The following is a 15799-nucleotide window of genomic DNA, read 5'->3' on the forward strand; positions in this document are numbered from 1 at the left end:
CTATCCCTGAGACCCAGCAATCCAGAACGTGCGATCAAACCGGCGACCCTTCGCCGTCGAGCACCGGATGCGCACGGAGCGAGTGACATTCACGGTGCTGCCGGTGATCCACACCTGAGTCAGAACACCCGCATCGTCGAGAGCCGGTTGCGAGATCATGCGCAACGAACCCGACGTCGTGCACTCGACATGGATGATCTTGTCGTCGTCCGCCAGATGGTTCGACCAGTCCAGCGTGTAATCGCTTGTGTCATCCGGGTCTTTCACATAGACCGGCATCGGCACACCATCGAGTGACCGAATGAAGTTCCCCGCCAACACCGTGTCGTTCGCGGCACCAACTGGAGGCACCACATACAGGCGGTCCGGGTGCGGCTCAGCGAACCGGTACACCGACGCACCGAACGAACCCTTACCCGCCTTGTGAGTTCCCTTCGCGCCGAACACAACCGGCGCGGGGTCAATGTTCAGGCCGAACGTCGCCCACAACCCAGTCGACGGTGACTGTGTCACAGTCGAATCCACCGACGCAGCACCCCGGCACTCCCCGAGGATCATCTGCCCGTTACCGCTGGGCGAGTTCGGTGTACCGGCCGAGTTCGCGGCAGCCACCTTGGTCCCGTTGTAGGCGGTGATCTTCTTGCCGCGCCCAACGAGGTGCGCGGCGATCACGCGGGATGCCGGCAGAATCGACGGCACAGTCACCGTATGCGACGTGACATTCGTCGAACCCACCGCGCTCACCACGGCGGCCTGAATGTTCACCAGGTCCAACTGCTGAGCCTGCGACCACACACCAACCGTCAGGAACCGAGCCTTCGCCCACGTGCTAGTGCCGATCCCCGTGTGCGACACCTGAACCGTGCCACTCACTGGGTTCTCGACGATCCAGCCCATCAGCATGTTCATGCTCGACCCGAACAGCAGCGGAGACGCCAGTAGGTCCACGGGTGTGCCGCCGGTCCAGGTGCATGTAACGGTGTCGCCCGTCAGTGACACGTCGGACGTGAAGCCGTAGAGCACAATCCCGTAGACGTACGGTCCCGCGCTGGGGTTCACATTCACCGCGCGGTCGATGGTGTGCGAGGTGAGGTTCCCCGCCAGCAGCGCCGAGGTCTGCGCCGTCGCGATCCGCGTCACCGGCATGTCAGGCGACCCAATCGGTGACGGTCCACTGAATCTTGTCGGACAGGATCAGCAGGTCACCCTCAACGACCGGGATCGGCTGGTTCGCGATCATGTTGATTGCCCAGTTCCCGGACGTCGGCGCATCCCACAGGCTGATGTGCGTGACAGTCACGTCGGCGACGTCGATTGGCACTTCCATCGGCGCGCCAGTGGTCCGCCAATGCCCGTCAGTGTCCCGCTCGAACAATGCCGGTTGCCGGTCCAGGGCAATGACATTCGCCGTACCACCGCTACCGGGATCGCCGGAGTGGAACTGCACGTACGGCTGGCTGATCACAAACGGGATGCCCGTCAAGGCTGCGTCCCACATCGAATTGATGAGCCAAACTGAAGGTCCAAGAGCCATGATCAGTTACCTCCATTGGTGGTTGAAGCCAGGTCATCCCATGACTCGACATCCGCATCGGCCGCGTAATGGCATGTGCCATCAGAAGTCATCACGATCTGCCACGACTGATCCGGGTCGGTCTTGCCGGTCTTCACCGCCACGATCCCGGTCTGGGGGTCCTGCTTCGCCGCATTGACGGGATACGTCATTTCGTCGTTCCAATCCTCGTGATTTCCAGGTAGGTCTGGGTGCCCGTCGCCTCGCCGGTCAGGGTGCCGCCGGAGACATTGAGGTTGTTCCAGCCCGGTTGGATGTAGTCGCCGGGCTTGAGATAGACGATGAATACGCTGCTCATGGCGTTCATGCCGCCCTGATCGGTGGCCGCGTTGGCGACGGTGATCCACCGCAGTGCCGGCTGGCCGTATTCCCGGATCGAACCGTTCTTGTACAGCAGTGGCGTGATGAGCTGATTCGCGGTCGAGCTGTTGGTACCCATGTTGATCTTGGCTCGGATCTTGACCAGGTACGTGTCTTCGACGGAGACAGTGACTTTCGACGTTGTGAGGTCGACGGTCAGGTCAGCGGTGGCGTAGTCGGTAACCCCGAAGAAGCTGCCCATTACCGTGTTCGATCCCGACGAACCGAGGCTCACGGTCGACGTGGACGTCCGGTATAGGCGCGCTGTCGAACCCACGTATGTCGGGATGATGTAGTCCGACACCAGGACCGCCGACAACCAGAAGCTGTACGCCGTGTACGCACCCTGGAACAGGAACGGTGGGACGGTGCGGGAGGTCATTGTGACCTGCGTCGACCGGTTCCCTGAAACGGCGTGCGCCCCAGGGTCAGACACCGTGGCGATGGCGGCGGTGCTGCTGTTGATAAAGACGTCGTAGTTATTCGCCGTCGCGGCGTTACGCACCTCAATGCGGGTCGCCGACGTCAGCGTCTTACTGACCGTACCGCCCGAAAGCGGGGTGTAGGTGCGTGACCCGAGAGCGCCCGAGTAGTAGCCGAGTACCAGCCCAGTCGTCTTGATCGACAGGTACAGGCCCGTGGTGAACCCCGTGTTGCTATGGAAGTGCAGGATTGTCTCAGCGACCGAGTCACCTTTCGGCCCCAGTACCACGCCGAGGGACTGGCTGTCGGTGCTGTACAAGTGGGCGCAGTTCGCCACCGCGACAGTTCCCACCGATGCGCCTGCTGACATGCCCATCGAATCGACACTGCCCACGACACGGATAGCCATGTTGGACACGGACACCCAATCGGCGGACGGTAGCGGATCGCCGTCAGCACCGGCCATGTCCATTTCGAAGGTGACACCGCTGGAGCCACCGCCAGTGGCCTGCTGCTGCAGCGCCCACTGAGCCGCATATGACGCCGCCAGGGCATCCTGCGTATCCTGAGCATTCTTGTCGGCCAACGCGTTCAGAGTGCTGGCGTTGTTGCCACTGATCGCGCCGCCCAGGCCGGAACCGATCGCATCCCAGATGTCCTGCAGCCCATGCCCCAGGCCGTCGGCGATGACATGGCCGATGTTGCCGATGACCGTTTCCGCGGAGGTCAGCAGATTGCCCGCAAGTGTGGTGACCTGATTGACCGCGTTACCGATGCCGTCGCCGACATCCTGCGCCCACTCAGTGACAGCTCCCCAGCCATCGAAGTCGTCGCCGGTATCCACGGCACCGACAGCCACCGCGACATCCGCGCCCGTACGCTGCTGCTGGAACTCCTGCCACACCTGCACCTGGTCCATGCCAGGACGCGTGTTGCCGACATTCGATTTCCCGGGTGGCCGCTTGATCGCGGCGAAAGTGTCAGCCCAGTCAGGACCATCGGTCATGCGGTGCTCGCAGCGCGGAGGCCTCTACCCGAAGGCGGAGGTAGGGGATCGCCACAATTCTGCTTACATATTGAAGTGGTATTATGTGAAATATGGCGAAGGTTGTGCAGCGGGCGTACAAGTACCGCTTCTATCCGACCCCGGAACAGGCCGCGGAACTGTCCCGGACGTTCGGGTGCGTTCGCCTGGTTTGGAACAAGGCTCTCGACGAGCGCACCCGGGCGTACGCCACCGAGCAGCGCAAGACCACCTACGTGCAGGCGTCGGCAGCCCTGACTGCGTGGAAGAAGACTGAGGAGCTTGACTTTCTCAATGAGGTGTCGAGCGTGCCGCTGCAACAGACCTTGCGGCACCAGCAGGCGGCGTTTTCGAACTTCTTCGCCAAACATGCCCGATACCCGCGATTCAAGTCGCGCAAGAAGTCCCGCGCCTCGGCCGAGTACACCCGATCGGCGTTCCGCTACCGCGACGGCCAGCTGACGCTCGCCAAGATGGCTGCGCCGCTCGACATCCGCTGGTCCCGGCCGCTGCCCGAGAGTGCAGAACCGTCCACGGTCACCGTGTCCCGCGACGCTATGGGCCGTTGGTTCGTGTCGATGCTGGTCGAGGAAACCATCAAGACTCCCCGCAAGGAGCGGGCGCGGGTCGGTATCGATGTCGGTTTGACGTCGCTGGTCACCCTGTCCACGGGCGAGAAGATCACAAACCCACGTCACGAGCGCCGCGATCGTCGCAAGCTGGCGAAAGCTCAACGCACCCTGTCCCGCAAGGAAAAGGGTTCGATGAACCGGGAGAAAGCTCGCCGCAAGGTGGCCCGCGTCCATGCGCGGATCACCGATCGGCGCACCGACTTCCTGCACAAACTGTCCACGAGGCTGGTCCGCGAGAACCAAGCGATAGCCATCGAGGACCTGACGGTGCGCAACATGGTCGCCAACCACTCGCTGGCCCGAGGTATCTCGGACGCGAGCTGGCGGCAGTTGCGGACCATGCTGGAATATAAGGCCGATTGGTACGGCCGCGATCTGCTGGTTGTGGATCGCTGGTTCCCGTCGACCAAACTGTGCTCCGAATGTGGTGCACTGCACGAGCGGTTGCCGCTGAACATCCGCAGTTGGACATGCCGGTGTGGCGCCGTCCACGACCGGGATGTCAACGCGGCCAGGAATATTCTCGCTGCCGGGCTGGCAGAGAGTTAAAACGCCTGTGGAGTCGGCGTAAGACCTCAAAGGAGTTTCTCCTTTCGGGCGGCTGGCGATGAATCAGGAATCCCCCGGCTTCGGCCGTGGGGAGTTGTCAAGCGGGCACCGTCATGCAGCCAAAGAGCGCGGTTCCAGCCACCGACGAGTACGCCGACGAACCCGCTTGCTTCTCGGTCCGGAAGTACACGTTCGCAGGGTTATTCGCGAGAATCTTCGTCGCCGACGACGTGGTGCCCGCCGGCGGATACCCGATCAGCGACAGCTTGTCCTTGGCTCCAGCGACACCGTATGAGCGCCCGACGATCTTCGTGCCCGTCTCGTCGTCCAGATGCGCAACAAGGTCGCAACGCAGGTTGGTGCCGGACGCCGCGACTACCTGCACCTCACCCGTCGGGATCACGTATCGGTCGAACGGCGCGGCAGCGATAGGAATGGTCGTCATCGTGTACCCGGAGGTTGTACCGGTGGGTACGTCGGTCACCGTGGCGGGCCAGTACATCTGCGGAACACGCTGAGGCACAAGCTCGAACGTCGCCAAACCGGCAGCGACAGCGGGCACCCAACCGAGCTGCGGATCCTCGGAATAGTCGCCGGGAGTGATGATTACCGTTCCGGTTTCGCCAGTAGCGCCGCGATGCAGCACCACATCCAGGCCGTACACCGGGCCTGAAACGTCCGTCGCTTCAGCCAGCAAGTTCAGCGACACCGACCCCGGTGTCGGATCGTCAGCATCCAACTCGACGAAACTCGACATCTCGATCGTCGGCGAGAAACCCTGATCACCCTTCGCGAGAATGTTCCCCAGCGACGCAACACCACCGAGCGGGGCCGCGATAGCCAGGAACATGCCCGACGCCTGGCCATCGTCATCGAGCCGGAAACCCAACTCGGCGAGATTGCAGAACAGCCACCGCACACCATCGCGGTATTCGGTGCGCCACAGAATCTCAGCCACGAAACCTCCTCGGATTAACCAGAACTCGGAGCCAGGCTGACGACGTTCACTGCCGCCATGGCCTCGCTGATGTTTCGTCGAAGTTGGGCAATCGGGTGCTCCAGCGGCTTCCCGTCACCCATCTGCACCGTCAACTCACGCGTGTTGCGGTTGACCTTGCCGCTGACCAACTCGATGTAGTCGGTGTAGAGCTTCGTCCGGGACGCGTAGACCAAGATGAACAGCGCGCCCGGGAAGATGTCCCGGCCCAACTTGTAGGGTCCGTTTTGACCACGGAACGTCGCAATCGCCGTCGTGTAACCCCTGCTGTTCCAAAGCACTTGGATGAACTGGAACAAGGCCTCGACGTTGTACGGCGCGCTGTTTGTGGAGGTGAAAACCTCGATCGCCGGGTGGTACGGGCCGACACTGTTGCGCCGCGTGTAGTGCTCGATCAACTGGAACGCAAGGAAGCTGTCGTTCATGAAGCCGTCGAGCAGATTGCTTGGGACACCGGTAAATCCGATGACGATCATCGCCACGTCGATGACGTAGGCGAAGAATGCGTTGATGAGATCGTTCAAGGTGGCTGGTTAGCCTGCGCCCCCCGGTTGCCCGGGGGGCGCAGACCAACCATTTCGGGCTCTTTCCGCCGATAATGTGTTGCCACCCAAGGGGTGTGTTGTGCGCGATCTCGCACGACACCAGCGGCGACCGCTCCCGAACAACATCACCATCCTCGGTGATCACATTGTCCGGCGTGACGATCATCGCGTACGGCATCACGAAATTGATGCCCAACCGAGGCGCGATATACAGACCCTCAGGCGCGTACTTGCCATCCGGATTCAGTAGCGGCGAAAGGGTATTGCCCAACAGCGAACCCTGCACATCGACAACCAGGCGCAGCGCAGAATCTAGGATGCTCTTCGTCGGGCCCTCGATCTGCGTGCGGTCCCGAACCGTCATCACATAGGTGGGTACCTCGAGGTTCGCCCACTGGTCCGGCTGCGGATCACCCGGCCGCCACAGATGCACCCGAACATCCACACCGTAGGCCGCGGTGATCTCCGTGATGATCTGCCCGACCGTCTGCATCCGGACGGTCTTCACATAGACCTGCGAGCTATCCCGCAGCAGGCCCGTACGCACAACGTAGAGAGGCGTTTTCAGGATCGTCGACGGCTTACCGTCACGCTTCAGCCCCTGCAGGACGGTGCCGAAGTAGGAACGCACATCCGGGTTGCCCGACAGGAAGTTGTTGACGAACTCCCACATGCCCGACTGGATACGCAACGCCTGCTCCGCCGCCATCGACTCGATCGCCGTGCAAATCGGCGCCGCGTAGATCGCGTGCGAAAACGGCTGTGACTGAATCGGCAGATACCACGACGGCCAGATCACCAGGTAGTTCAAAATGTCGTAGATGCCGACAAGCTCCAGAACGTGCGTCCACACACCATCCGGGCCCAGCTTCTCCCGATGCCGCTTGACATAGAACGCCTCCGAGATACCCGCCGTCTCGATGGTGATACCGACCATCGTCTGCGTGCACGTACGGAACAACGGCACCAGATGGTGATCGCCCTTCAACGTCAACGTCGCTTGTGGAGCAAGGTTTCTCGGCGTCGTCCACGTGAACTCGATGAAGTCGCCGATACGGTCGACGTCGCGCCACAGGTAGTCACACACCGTGAGCGTGATGCCGGTGTCGTCCGACGCGAACGACTGCGACAACACCTCAGCCGCTTCAGCCTCACGCCACTTGTCGCCCGAATCCAGGTCGCGCTTCCACTGCTCGACCTCAGTGTCGGTGAGCTTCATCGCGGGCAGCCTGAACTCGCCGCTCCAGCGAACTGGGCGGCTCTCGTGGTGGCCATCTAGTAGGGCAGCTTCCGCAACGGTGTCAGCGCGGCGATGACCCGCGAATCAGGGTTACCGCCGGTGATCTTCACCGACACCCGGTACTCCTGCGCCTTACGACCAGGAGACTTCGCCGGGATCGGATGCGTGAACCAGCCATCGATGATCCGATGCAGATTGCCCTGCGGCGGAACAACACCGAACTCGCTCGCGTTCGATGCGCGCGTCGGGCCGATGTTCTTGATCGGCGCATACGAATCGAGCTCGTCCAGTGCCTTCTTGTACTCCAGCAGCTCGGCAGCGGTCGGCGGCACAGAAGTCAGGTCGATGATGCGCCGCTTCGTACCATCGGTGCGCAACTGCACCACCTGGTTCGGCAACAGCGGCCCGATCTTCACCGTCTGCTTAGCGCCAGGCCCGGATGCGATCTCGAACGTCCCAGGCCCATAGATGGTGTACCGGTCGGGCGCGTCCTGGTCTCCCACGTTGATCCGCGTCAGGTATCCCGTCGGCGCCGATGAAGTCAGGTCGCCGGCCGACACCTCCCGCAACGACGCGGGAGTGCCCTGCGTGACCAACGCGCCGGCAGCTTGGCCACCGGTGCCGACACCACGGAACGACGCCCCAAGCGACGACACACCGGCCTTGTCCTTGCAGGTGAATACCGTGGCCCCACCGCGACGGACACGGAAGATGCGCGGGTTGAAGTTGCCATCCTTATCCAGGCCGCCGCACTCCAACCGGAACCGCTCCCCCGGTCCAGGAGGCCACGGAATCGACGCGAAACCCTGCGCGATGATCGTCTTGTGGAAGTTGTTGTACGCCGCGACTTCAATCCACGGACCGGTGATGCGCGCCCGGACGCCATAGCCGTTCCACTGGCCCGTCGGACCGCGCCCTTTGCGCCCCCAGATGTCATTCGACGCGCCCCACTCCTGAATGGAGTCGAACACGATGCTGATGACCTGGTTATCCGACGCCGTCGAGAAGTCCTTGAACGGGCCGGCGACGAACGAACGCGGCTCAGTGAAGAACGTCCGCGACGGATCATCACGCCACCGCATCGCACCACGCAACGTGTACGGGTAACCACCACCCGGACCAGTGAAGTACAACGGCCAATTCGGGCCGCAGTTCTTGTCCTCGACGTAGTCCACATCGAACGTGTCCTTCATCGAGTCGTACGGCAGGCGGAACTCGTCGACATGGTCAAAGGTGCGCCATGAACCGCCATCGACCCGCAGATGCAGGTCGTACTTGGTGGAGCGCCGCTTGCCGATGTCGTAGCCCTCGATCGACGGCCGCGCATGACGGACATCAGCGAACCAGTAGCCCAATTCCTGCGTCCACCACGACAACCGAGACAGCTTTGTCTTGTCGACCGACCCGACCAGCGTGTCACGCAGCCTGCACAGGTACGCCGGATTCCGCGCGATCAAATGGAGCGGCAAGGTTGTTTCCATCGCCTCATTGACCGCGAACAGGAACGTCACACCGTCTTCGTTCGCGCCCTGCTGATCCACCATCTTCCACGCCCCCGCAACACCTTTCGGCGGCGCAGCGAGACGGACGCATTCCGGCGAGACATGCCGGTCAGGAATTGAACCGCCGCCCATGATCTCGAAGATCGCCGAGCCGTCGAACGCCGTGAGCCGAACGCGCGGAGAGGTGCCATTCAGGAAGTGGTAGGCACCCGCCGGCGTAACCGGGTTACTCGGGTAGCGCAACACTGGCGCGGTCATTGACGTCCCGCCGGCGCATACATACGGCTGGTTTCGGCGGCGATCTGCTCACCGTGCTCCTGGCCGCTCGCGCCCTCGCGCGACTGCACCATGATGTTGTTCGTGGTGTTTCCGCCGCCACCTTGCTGCTGGTCGCCCTGCTGCTGCTGAGGTGCCTTCTGGCCCGCGATGTTCGGCAGAGCCATGCCAGCACCGGCGATACCGCCGGCGAGCTTCCCGAGCCATCCGGCGCCGATGCTGCCCTTGGGATTGTCGCCGACCGAGAAGAACTCTCCGATACCGTTCGCGAGGATGCCGGCGTTCTGCGCGGCGTACCCGATGGTCCGATTCGCGACCTGGATACCGATCTTCGCCGCAGCACCAGCACCCGGCGCCATCATGTCCAAACCGGACGTCGCGGCCATGATGCCGTCCATCGCCATACCGCCGAGGATGTTGCCTGAGTTGCCACCCTGCGACGGGTACGCAGTGCCGCCACCAACCGCCGGCGTCACCGGGCCAAGCGGAGACATGCCCGGAAGTGCCTGCGACGGGCCAATACCGGGGTACATAGGTCCACCGCCGGGTGCGGGAGGTCCAGCCGATCCGGGCGTGAAGGTGTTCGGCCACGCACCCGGACCCTGCATCTGCAGTAACTGCTCGGCCGTCAATGCCTGCTGATAAGGAGATGCCAGGTCGGCGCGCGGCGCGTACTGCGTACCACCGGCTGCATCCCAACTCGGCTGAGTGAACTGCAGACCGCCATAGAACCCGTTGCCGGTGTTCGCCGACCAGTTCCCACTGGCCCCCTTCTGCGCCATGGTGTTCCAGTCGGCGTTCCAGCCGCCACCAGGTCCACCGAGGGCGTTGGCAGCCGAGTTCGCAGCGCTCGCAAGACCATTCAGTGAATCTGTCGCCTGCGGAGCTCCAGGCAGGCCGAGTGACTCGCTCTGCGTCGTGTGAACGTGATCCCGGTGGTCGGCGAAGTCGTTCTTCCCGCGCCGGAAGTAGCCCGGGTCCGCGCTACCCGGCGTTCCAACAAGGCGACCGTTGTTGACGCCGATGTCCTGACCGGTGTTCGGGTTCTCGAAGATGACGTCCTCGAGCCCTGGCATGCCACGGTTCTGCGCGAGCCATTCGGCGAACCGCTGCCGATTCTCAACCGGTCCCCACCAGTCAATGCCCTGATTGCCCTGGCCCTTATCCTCCTGGTGGCCCGCATAGGTGCTCGCCTGCAACCCGAAAGCGTTGGCCACCTGGTAAACCCAACTAGGGAAGCCTGGGGCGCCCTGTCGAATATCGGTACCATTCGGCAGTCCATAAGGCTGACCACCACCCACGGCTGCCGCCACTGGGGCATAGCCGCCCGGGTATCCGCCGCCACCGCCTCGCTGAGACGCCTGCATCATCGCGATCGCACCCGGGGTGTACTGAGACCCGAACGCACCATTCGCGGCCATGATCCCCACCAGACCAGAGCCCTCGTTCGGGTTCGCCTTCGCCACAAAACCCAACGCCTGCAAGAACGGTGCCGCGACGATGTTGCCGAGCGCCTTGACCATGTTCTCGACAATCCCGCCGAGACCCTTCGAGACGCCGAAGTCCTTGTCGATCTGCGCGCCGAGCTGCTGCAAATCCCCCTGCGCAGTCTGCATACCCTTGAGTGACTGCTGGACGGCCTGCTGCTTGGCTTCGTTCAGCCGCAGCTCGGACTCATGTTCCTCACGCTGCGCCCGGGCAAGCTCGTTACGCTTGGCGAGGATCGCGTCCTCATCGCGAACATTCGCCTTCTCCAGCGTGTTCAAATCCGACTTGGCTTGCGCAACCTTCTGCTGGTTATCCAGAACCGTCCCAGCCGCCGAATACAACGATGCTGTAGCCGGGAAACCCTGCAACAGCGACATCGGGTCGTTGTTGCCTATCGGAACCGTCGGCAACGGCTGCTTCTTACCCTTGGCATCATCAGCCGGCAAGCCAGGAACTGTGTAGCCGCCATTCGGGTAGTTCGGAACAGTCGGCCACCACGCGGAAGTGCCGGTAGCCAAACGCAATCCCGGAATGCTGCCTACGCCCGCCGATGGAGCGACAGTGGCTGAAGGGCCAAAGTTTCCACCCCCGCCCGAAAATCCGGGAGAGCCGCCGCCGCTCGAGCCAGGCGGTAGCGTCGTACCCATGCCGATCGTCGGAATCTTCGGAATGCCTGCGCCGATCTTGTTCAGGGCGTCGATCGCGAAGTTCAACGGCGCGATGAGCAGATTGTTGATGGTGCTGTTGATGTCGTTGAACACCTTCACCACGGCATCACCGAAGCTTGGCCAGACGTCCTTGAAGCCCTCGACGTCACCCTTCAGGAGCTTGAACGTGCCAGCCAGGAGCAGCACCGAATCCTTCACGGTGTCAACGGCTTCCTTGCCGTCTTTGCCGAAGAGTGTCTTAATTCCGTCGATCAGCGGAGGGATCGTGGAGCCTAGCTCCTTGACCGCGTCGATGCCGTCCTGAATCCACTGGCGCAGCTGGCCTGACTGAGCGGCGTTGGTGATGAAGTTCGAGAACTGCGTCGCCACGTTCGCAATCGACGTCGCCAGACCCGGCAGGAAGCTGGAGGACACATTCGCCAACTCCGCGAACGCCCGAGTTACCGGACCCATTGCAGGAGCAAGATTTTGGAACGCCTGGCTAATGTTCTGCATCATCTGCTGGAGCTGCGTCTGCGTCTCCGGCGTCATCAACTGATTCGCAACACCCTTGAACATCGAGTTGAACGAACCGGCAATGCTCGACAGCATCGTCTGAATCGACGGAAGATACGTGGACGCGAGCCGATTCAACTCCTGGCCCACACCGTCGAACAGTGCGTTCTGAGTTGCGTTCTTGAGGTCGTAAAACGCAGGGACCATCGCATTGATCGCCAGGGCGGCCTGCTGCGCATTTGGGGAAAGAGACTGGATGCTCTCGGCGAACGCCTTCTGATCCTCGGCGAACGCCTTCGGGTTCTTGAAGTCCTGCAACGACTTTCCGACGCTGTCGAGCGCATCAGAGAAGCCCATCGTGGCGATCTTCATCGTCCCGAAGCCAGCGCCCACCGCAAGCGCAACACCCGGCAGCAGGCCAAGGACCCCGGAGGTTTGCATGGCGGCGCTGCCGAGCGTTCCAATGACCTCGATGGCGCCGTTCACGGCCGTGGCGATGCCAGCAGGGCCGAGAATGCGCAGCAGGCTGCCCGACTCTGCGCCAAGCCTCGCGACACCGCCGGCGGATTCACTCGCAGCTCTACCGATCGAAGTCAGTCCAGAACCCGCTTGAACTATCTCCCGATAAGCACTCGCGGCTTCACGGACCGCCCGAGCCTCAGCACGGCGAGCTCGCTCTGCCCGCTCGCTGTGGGTGATGAGCTGCGCGTGAGTAGCCGTGCCCGACGCCTGAACAGCCTCTAGCTTGGCTTCCTCGATACGGAGCCGTCCGGCAGCGTCGGCCGCCTTGTCGTAAGCCCGCTCGAGCGCAGCAGCCTGGACGCGCGCCTTGCCCGTATCGACACGGCCAAGACCCTGATTGACCTGCCGGGAGAACTCGTTACCGGCGCGCTGGCCAGCCTGCGAGAAGTAATCCTCAGCCTGGCGGGTGGTGCGGCGCGCCTGGGACTCATCAAGATGGGACCCAATCGGAAGGCTAATCCCCAACGCTCACACCACCTTCCACATCAGTAGTCGTCTTCCGCCGCAAGCGCGTACTCAAGGTCGGCCTCTTCGTCGGCCTGCTCCTGGAACGCAGCCCAGCGCTCCTTCGGCGAAAGGAACGTCCGCGCTTCGTCTTCGCCGTACTTCCATGCGTGATAGAAGGCCAGCTCTTTGTGAATCCCAGCGAGAATCTGCGTCTTCTCGTCCCAGTCGCCCTCGCGGCCGTGCATCGCCATCTTCAGGGCGCCGTCATCGGGCAGATATTCGAGGATTGCCAACAGTTCTCGGCTAGTGACCTTCAGCCGACCGTGCTCGTCACGCGTGCCGCGGTGCCAGTCGCGGAGGATGCTGCGGTCGAACCGCAGATCAGCCTCAATCTGTTTCGGCCACCGCTTCAGGAACCACAGTGCTGCCCCCACTTTTGGGATCACTGGCCCGCCGATTCCGCATCTCTTCAGAACGCTTGGCGAGCGCGATCGCAATGGCATTCGAGGTGCCGCCGGCGGCCTTGAACCGCGCGTACTCCTCTTCGGTGCCGAGCAGAATCTTCGCCATTTGGACGTTGTACGACGGGGTGATCCGCTTGCCGTCCTTCTGGAACGGGTCGATGAAGCCGCCCTTAACCACATGCGCTTCGATCGTCGTGGTGGTGCCGTCCTTCGTCACGAAGGTCGATGTCGGAACTTCCTCTTCAGCGCGGTCGCACTGGTTGAACTCGTACCGCATCTGCTGGTAGAGCTCGTCCTGGTCATCGTCGAGCATGTTCGGATGCGTCACCTTGAACACGCCGTCCTTGACGGGAATCTCCAGTGGGCGCAGGAAGCTTTCGAAGTCGTCGGCTTGCTCACGCGCAGCTTCGATGGCTTCGGGATCGATCGGGGTCTTCTCTTCGTTTTCGGGCACGGCTGGGCTACCTTCCTTGGGCTTTGTTGAGCTGAAACACATTGGGCGCCTGCTTGTATGGCTCGCGGGTGCGCGCCGCCCAACGAACGCGCACCCGCGAGGTCTGTTACACCGGGGTGATGGTGAGAGCGCCGCCGGTCAGGCCGGTGCCGTCGCCCGTCAGAACCTTGCCGGTGTTCGGCACGGTGACGGTCCACGTCGGAGCCGAACCACTGACGGTCCAGTCGGCGGCCACGTAGCCATCGTCCAGACCAACCAGAGCGGTCTTCACCGCAGTGTTGTTGGCGTTGAACGCGATCGTCGACGTCGGGCTGACACCGCCGTAGCCGAGGGTGAACGTGCCAGCCGAAGCCGCACCCACCGACACCGTGTACTGCGAGACAGGAGAGGCGTACACACCCTTCACCGACGACCACTCATACCGGCCCTTGACCGGCTGATACACGCCGTCGATCTTCGCCATGAAGTACGGATCGGGCAGTGCCCGGAACGTGAAGGCGGCCGTCTCGGCATCCTTCTTCGATGCCTTGATCTTGTCGACCTTGGTCCGGCGGCACAGCGAGTACGCCTTGACGGTGTACGCCTTGGCGCCGCCCGGCTTTGAGAATTCGCGCACCACCAGCGCCTGGCGGTCAATGAGCTCCGAACCGCTCGCCTGCCCCCAGCCGGTGATCGTCGCACCCGGCAGTTGCACCAGGTTGTTGCCATCGGCATCGCTGAACGGCAGGTTGTCACGGAGCCGGCGCCACGCATCCTCCAGCGTCTCCACCGACGAGAACGTGAACGTCTGGTCTTCCTTGGTGGTGACCGAGTCGTACACCTCGTCGTCCTGCTCGATCATCAGTTCGTCGGTGTCCGTCGACTGATCGAACTCCGGGCCGTCACCTTCCTTGAAGGAGACGAACCGCAGGAACCCCTCGTTCGGGCTGGGATTCAGGATGTACTCGCCGTTGACCTTCTTGAACAGGCCGAGGTCGTCACGGAGAGCGCCGTCCGTCGCCAGGGGTGACCAGTTGATCGACCCATCCGGGTTGTGCGGGCTGATGTTGGTGGCCGATCCACGGTTGTCGCGGATGAACACCGCCATCGGCTTGCCGCGCTCGAGCTTCCGCGGGTCCTTGTCCAGATAGCCGGCACCTGCCATCGTCTTGCCGGTTGCGGGTATCGCCATGAAAATGTCTCCTCTTTCGGGAATGGCAATGAACCGGAACGGGTTCCGGCGAATGGATTGGGCTGAAGTGCCGCGGCGCGGCGCCCCGTCAGGCGACGGGGACGAGTGTGAAGCCCAGTTTGTACCGGGCCGTGTAGCGGACGATCTTGTCGTCCGCGTACGTCATGCGGAACGGCTTAATGACCGTCTCGCCGTAGTCCAGGGCGGCTATCGTTCCGTCCGACAGGGTTACGTTCGGGCAGTCACGGAACAGGCGATTCATCCGGCGATGCATCGTCTTTGACGCAGCCTTCGCGGCAGTTACGCCGTAGCCGTACACATCGATCTGCGTGGTCGGGTCGTCGACACCTTCATTCTCGTCGTCGGCACCCGAAATCCGTTGCACCGTACAGAACGGCAACTCATCACCAAGCTCGCGTTCCACCGACGCACGGATCACCGGCTGCAACCAGCAGCACACGAAATCCTCGTCATCCGGCGCATCAACATCGAGCAGCGAATCAGACATCAGTCGGTACCTATGCCGCCCTTATAGGTGCCGCCGAACCGCTCAGCCACCTTCTGCGCAACACCAAACGCCGGCGTCGGAGTATCAGGACCAACCTCAAGAAACTCGCCACCAGTCTCGATAATCCGCGAATCACCAGGCCCCGGAACGTTCCTGCGGCCTTCCTTCGGACGCTTCTTGTTGACATGGCGCTTGTTCTTCTTGTCCGCGCCAGTCCCAAACTCAATCAGGTGCGCATACCAAACAGTCGGCCCCGCAACAGCCTTCCCGTTCTTCGCCTTCTTCTTCAACTTCCACGACGCCGCGTACTTGCCGGAATCGACAGGGCTAATGCTGCGCGCGAACGGGATCAACTCTTTCTCAACAAACTCATCGATCCCGAGATTCACAGCCACCGACTCGCGAATCGCCTTCTCCACCTCAGCATCCGAAACACCGAGATCGCGGAACGGATTCGCCAT

14 protein-coding genes are annotated in these 15799 nt (G+C 62.4%); 1 reads left to right on the forward strand and 13 read right to left on the reverse strand.

From position 1 onward, the window contains the following. From ACJH6I_RS03515 to ACJH6I_RS03530, 4 genes are all read right to left on the reverse strand, one after another. The gene (locus ACJH6I_RS03515) at positions 1-897 is read right to left on the reverse strand and encodes a hypothetical protein (RefSeq protein ID WP_406783738.1); all 897 of its coding nucleotides are present in this window, start codon (positions 895-897) and stop codon (positions 1-3) included. Positions 898-1147: 250 nt separating this feature from the next. Continuing rightward, positions 1148-1498, reverse strand: coding sequence for a hypothetical protein (locus ACJH6I_RS03520; RefSeq protein ID WP_406783739.1), 351 nt, complete (start codon positions 1496-1498; stop codon positions 1148-1150). Positions 1499-1536: 38 nt separating this feature from the next. Beyond that, positions 1537-1725, reverse strand: a complete 189-nt coding sequence (locus tag ACJH6I_RS03525) for a hypothetical protein (protein ID WP_406783740.1) — start codon at positions 1723-1725, stop codon at positions 1537-1539. Next, on the reverse strand, positions 1722-3362 hold the full coding sequence (locus ACJH6I_RS03530; RefSeq protein ID WP_406783741.1) for a hypothetical protein: 1641 nt from the start codon (positions 3360-3362) through the stop codon (positions 1722-1724). Before ACJH6I_RS03530 ends, ACJH6I_RS03525 begins: the two co-directional genes overlap by 4 nt. Positions 3363-3454: 92 nt before the next feature. On the opposite strand from ACJH6I_RS03530, the gene ACJH6I_RS03535 reads away from it, so the two are divergent. Beyond that, complete coding sequence (locus ACJH6I_RS03535) at positions 3455-4561, forward strand: RNA-guided endonuclease InsQ/TnpB family protein (RefSeq protein WP_406783742.1); 1107 nt, start codon at positions 3455-3457, stop codon at positions 4559-4561. Between the two features lie 97 nt (positions 4562-4658). On the opposite strand, the gene ACJH6I_RS03540 is transcribed toward ACJH6I_RS03535, so the two are convergent. The 9 genes from ACJH6I_RS03540 to ACJH6I_RS03580 all read right to left on the reverse strand — a co-directional run bounded on the left by ACJH6I_RS03540 (position 4659) and on the right by ACJH6I_RS03580 (position 15799). After that, positions 4659-5519 carry a hypothetical protein gene (locus ACJH6I_RS03540; protein WP_406783743.1) on the reverse strand — a complete coding sequence of 287 codons (861 nt, stop codon included), beginning with the start codon at positions 5517-5519 and terminating at the stop codon, positions 4659-4661. Positions 5520-5654: 135 nt separating this feature from the next. Next, on the reverse strand, positions 5655-7322 hold the full coding sequence (locus ACJH6I_RS03545) for a hypothetical protein (RefSeq protein ID WP_406783744.1): 1668 nt from the start codon (positions 7320-7322) through the stop codon (positions 5655-5657). Between the two features lie 56 nt (positions 7323-7378). Further along, positions 7379-9103, reverse strand: a complete 1725-nt coding sequence (locus ACJH6I_RS03550) for a hypothetical protein (RefSeq protein ID WP_406783745.1) — start codon at positions 9101-9103, stop codon at positions 7379-7381. Next, entirely contained in the window at positions 9100-12759 is a 3660-nt protein-coding gene (locus ACJH6I_RS03555) for a transglycosylase family protein (RefSeq protein ID WP_406783746.1), read from the reverse strand. Before ACJH6I_RS03555 ends, ACJH6I_RS03550 begins: the two co-directional genes overlap by 4 nt. 20 nt (positions 12760-12779) lie before the next feature. Then, complete coding sequence (locus tag ACJH6I_RS03560; RefSeq protein ID WP_226518887.1) at positions 12780-13175, reverse strand: hypothetical protein; 396 nt, start codon at positions 13173-13175, stop codon at positions 12780-12782. Beyond that, positions 13129-13659 (reverse strand): hypothetical protein, encoded by a 531-nt coding sequence (locus ACJH6I_RS03565; protein ID WP_226518888.1) that lies wholly within the window; start codon positions 13657-13659, stop codon positions 13129-13131. Before ACJH6I_RS03565 ends, ACJH6I_RS03560 begins: the two co-directional genes overlap by 47 nt. Positions 13660-13765: 106 nt before the next feature. Further along, entirely contained in the window at positions 13766-14830 is a 1065-nt protein-coding gene (locus ACJH6I_RS03570; protein ID WP_406783747.1) for a hypothetical protein, read from the reverse strand. An 88-nt stretch (positions 14831-14918) separates the two neighbouring features. Then, on the reverse strand, positions 14919-15338 hold the full coding sequence (locus ACJH6I_RS03575; protein WP_406783748.1) for a hypothetical protein: 420 nt from the start codon (positions 15336-15338) through the stop codon (positions 14919-14921). Next, complete coding sequence (locus ACJH6I_RS03580; RefSeq protein ID WP_406783749.1) at positions 15338-15799, reverse strand: HK97 gp10 family phage protein; 462 nt, start codon at positions 15797-15799, stop codon at positions 15338-15340. Before ACJH6I_RS03580 ends, ACJH6I_RS03575 begins: the two co-directional genes overlap by 1 nt.

Origin of the sequence: Mycobacterium sp. SMC-13 (assembly GCF_045311035.1) — a bacterium.
GTDB lineage: Bacteria > Actinomycetota > Actinomycetes > Mycobacteriales > Mycobacteriaceae > Mycobacterium.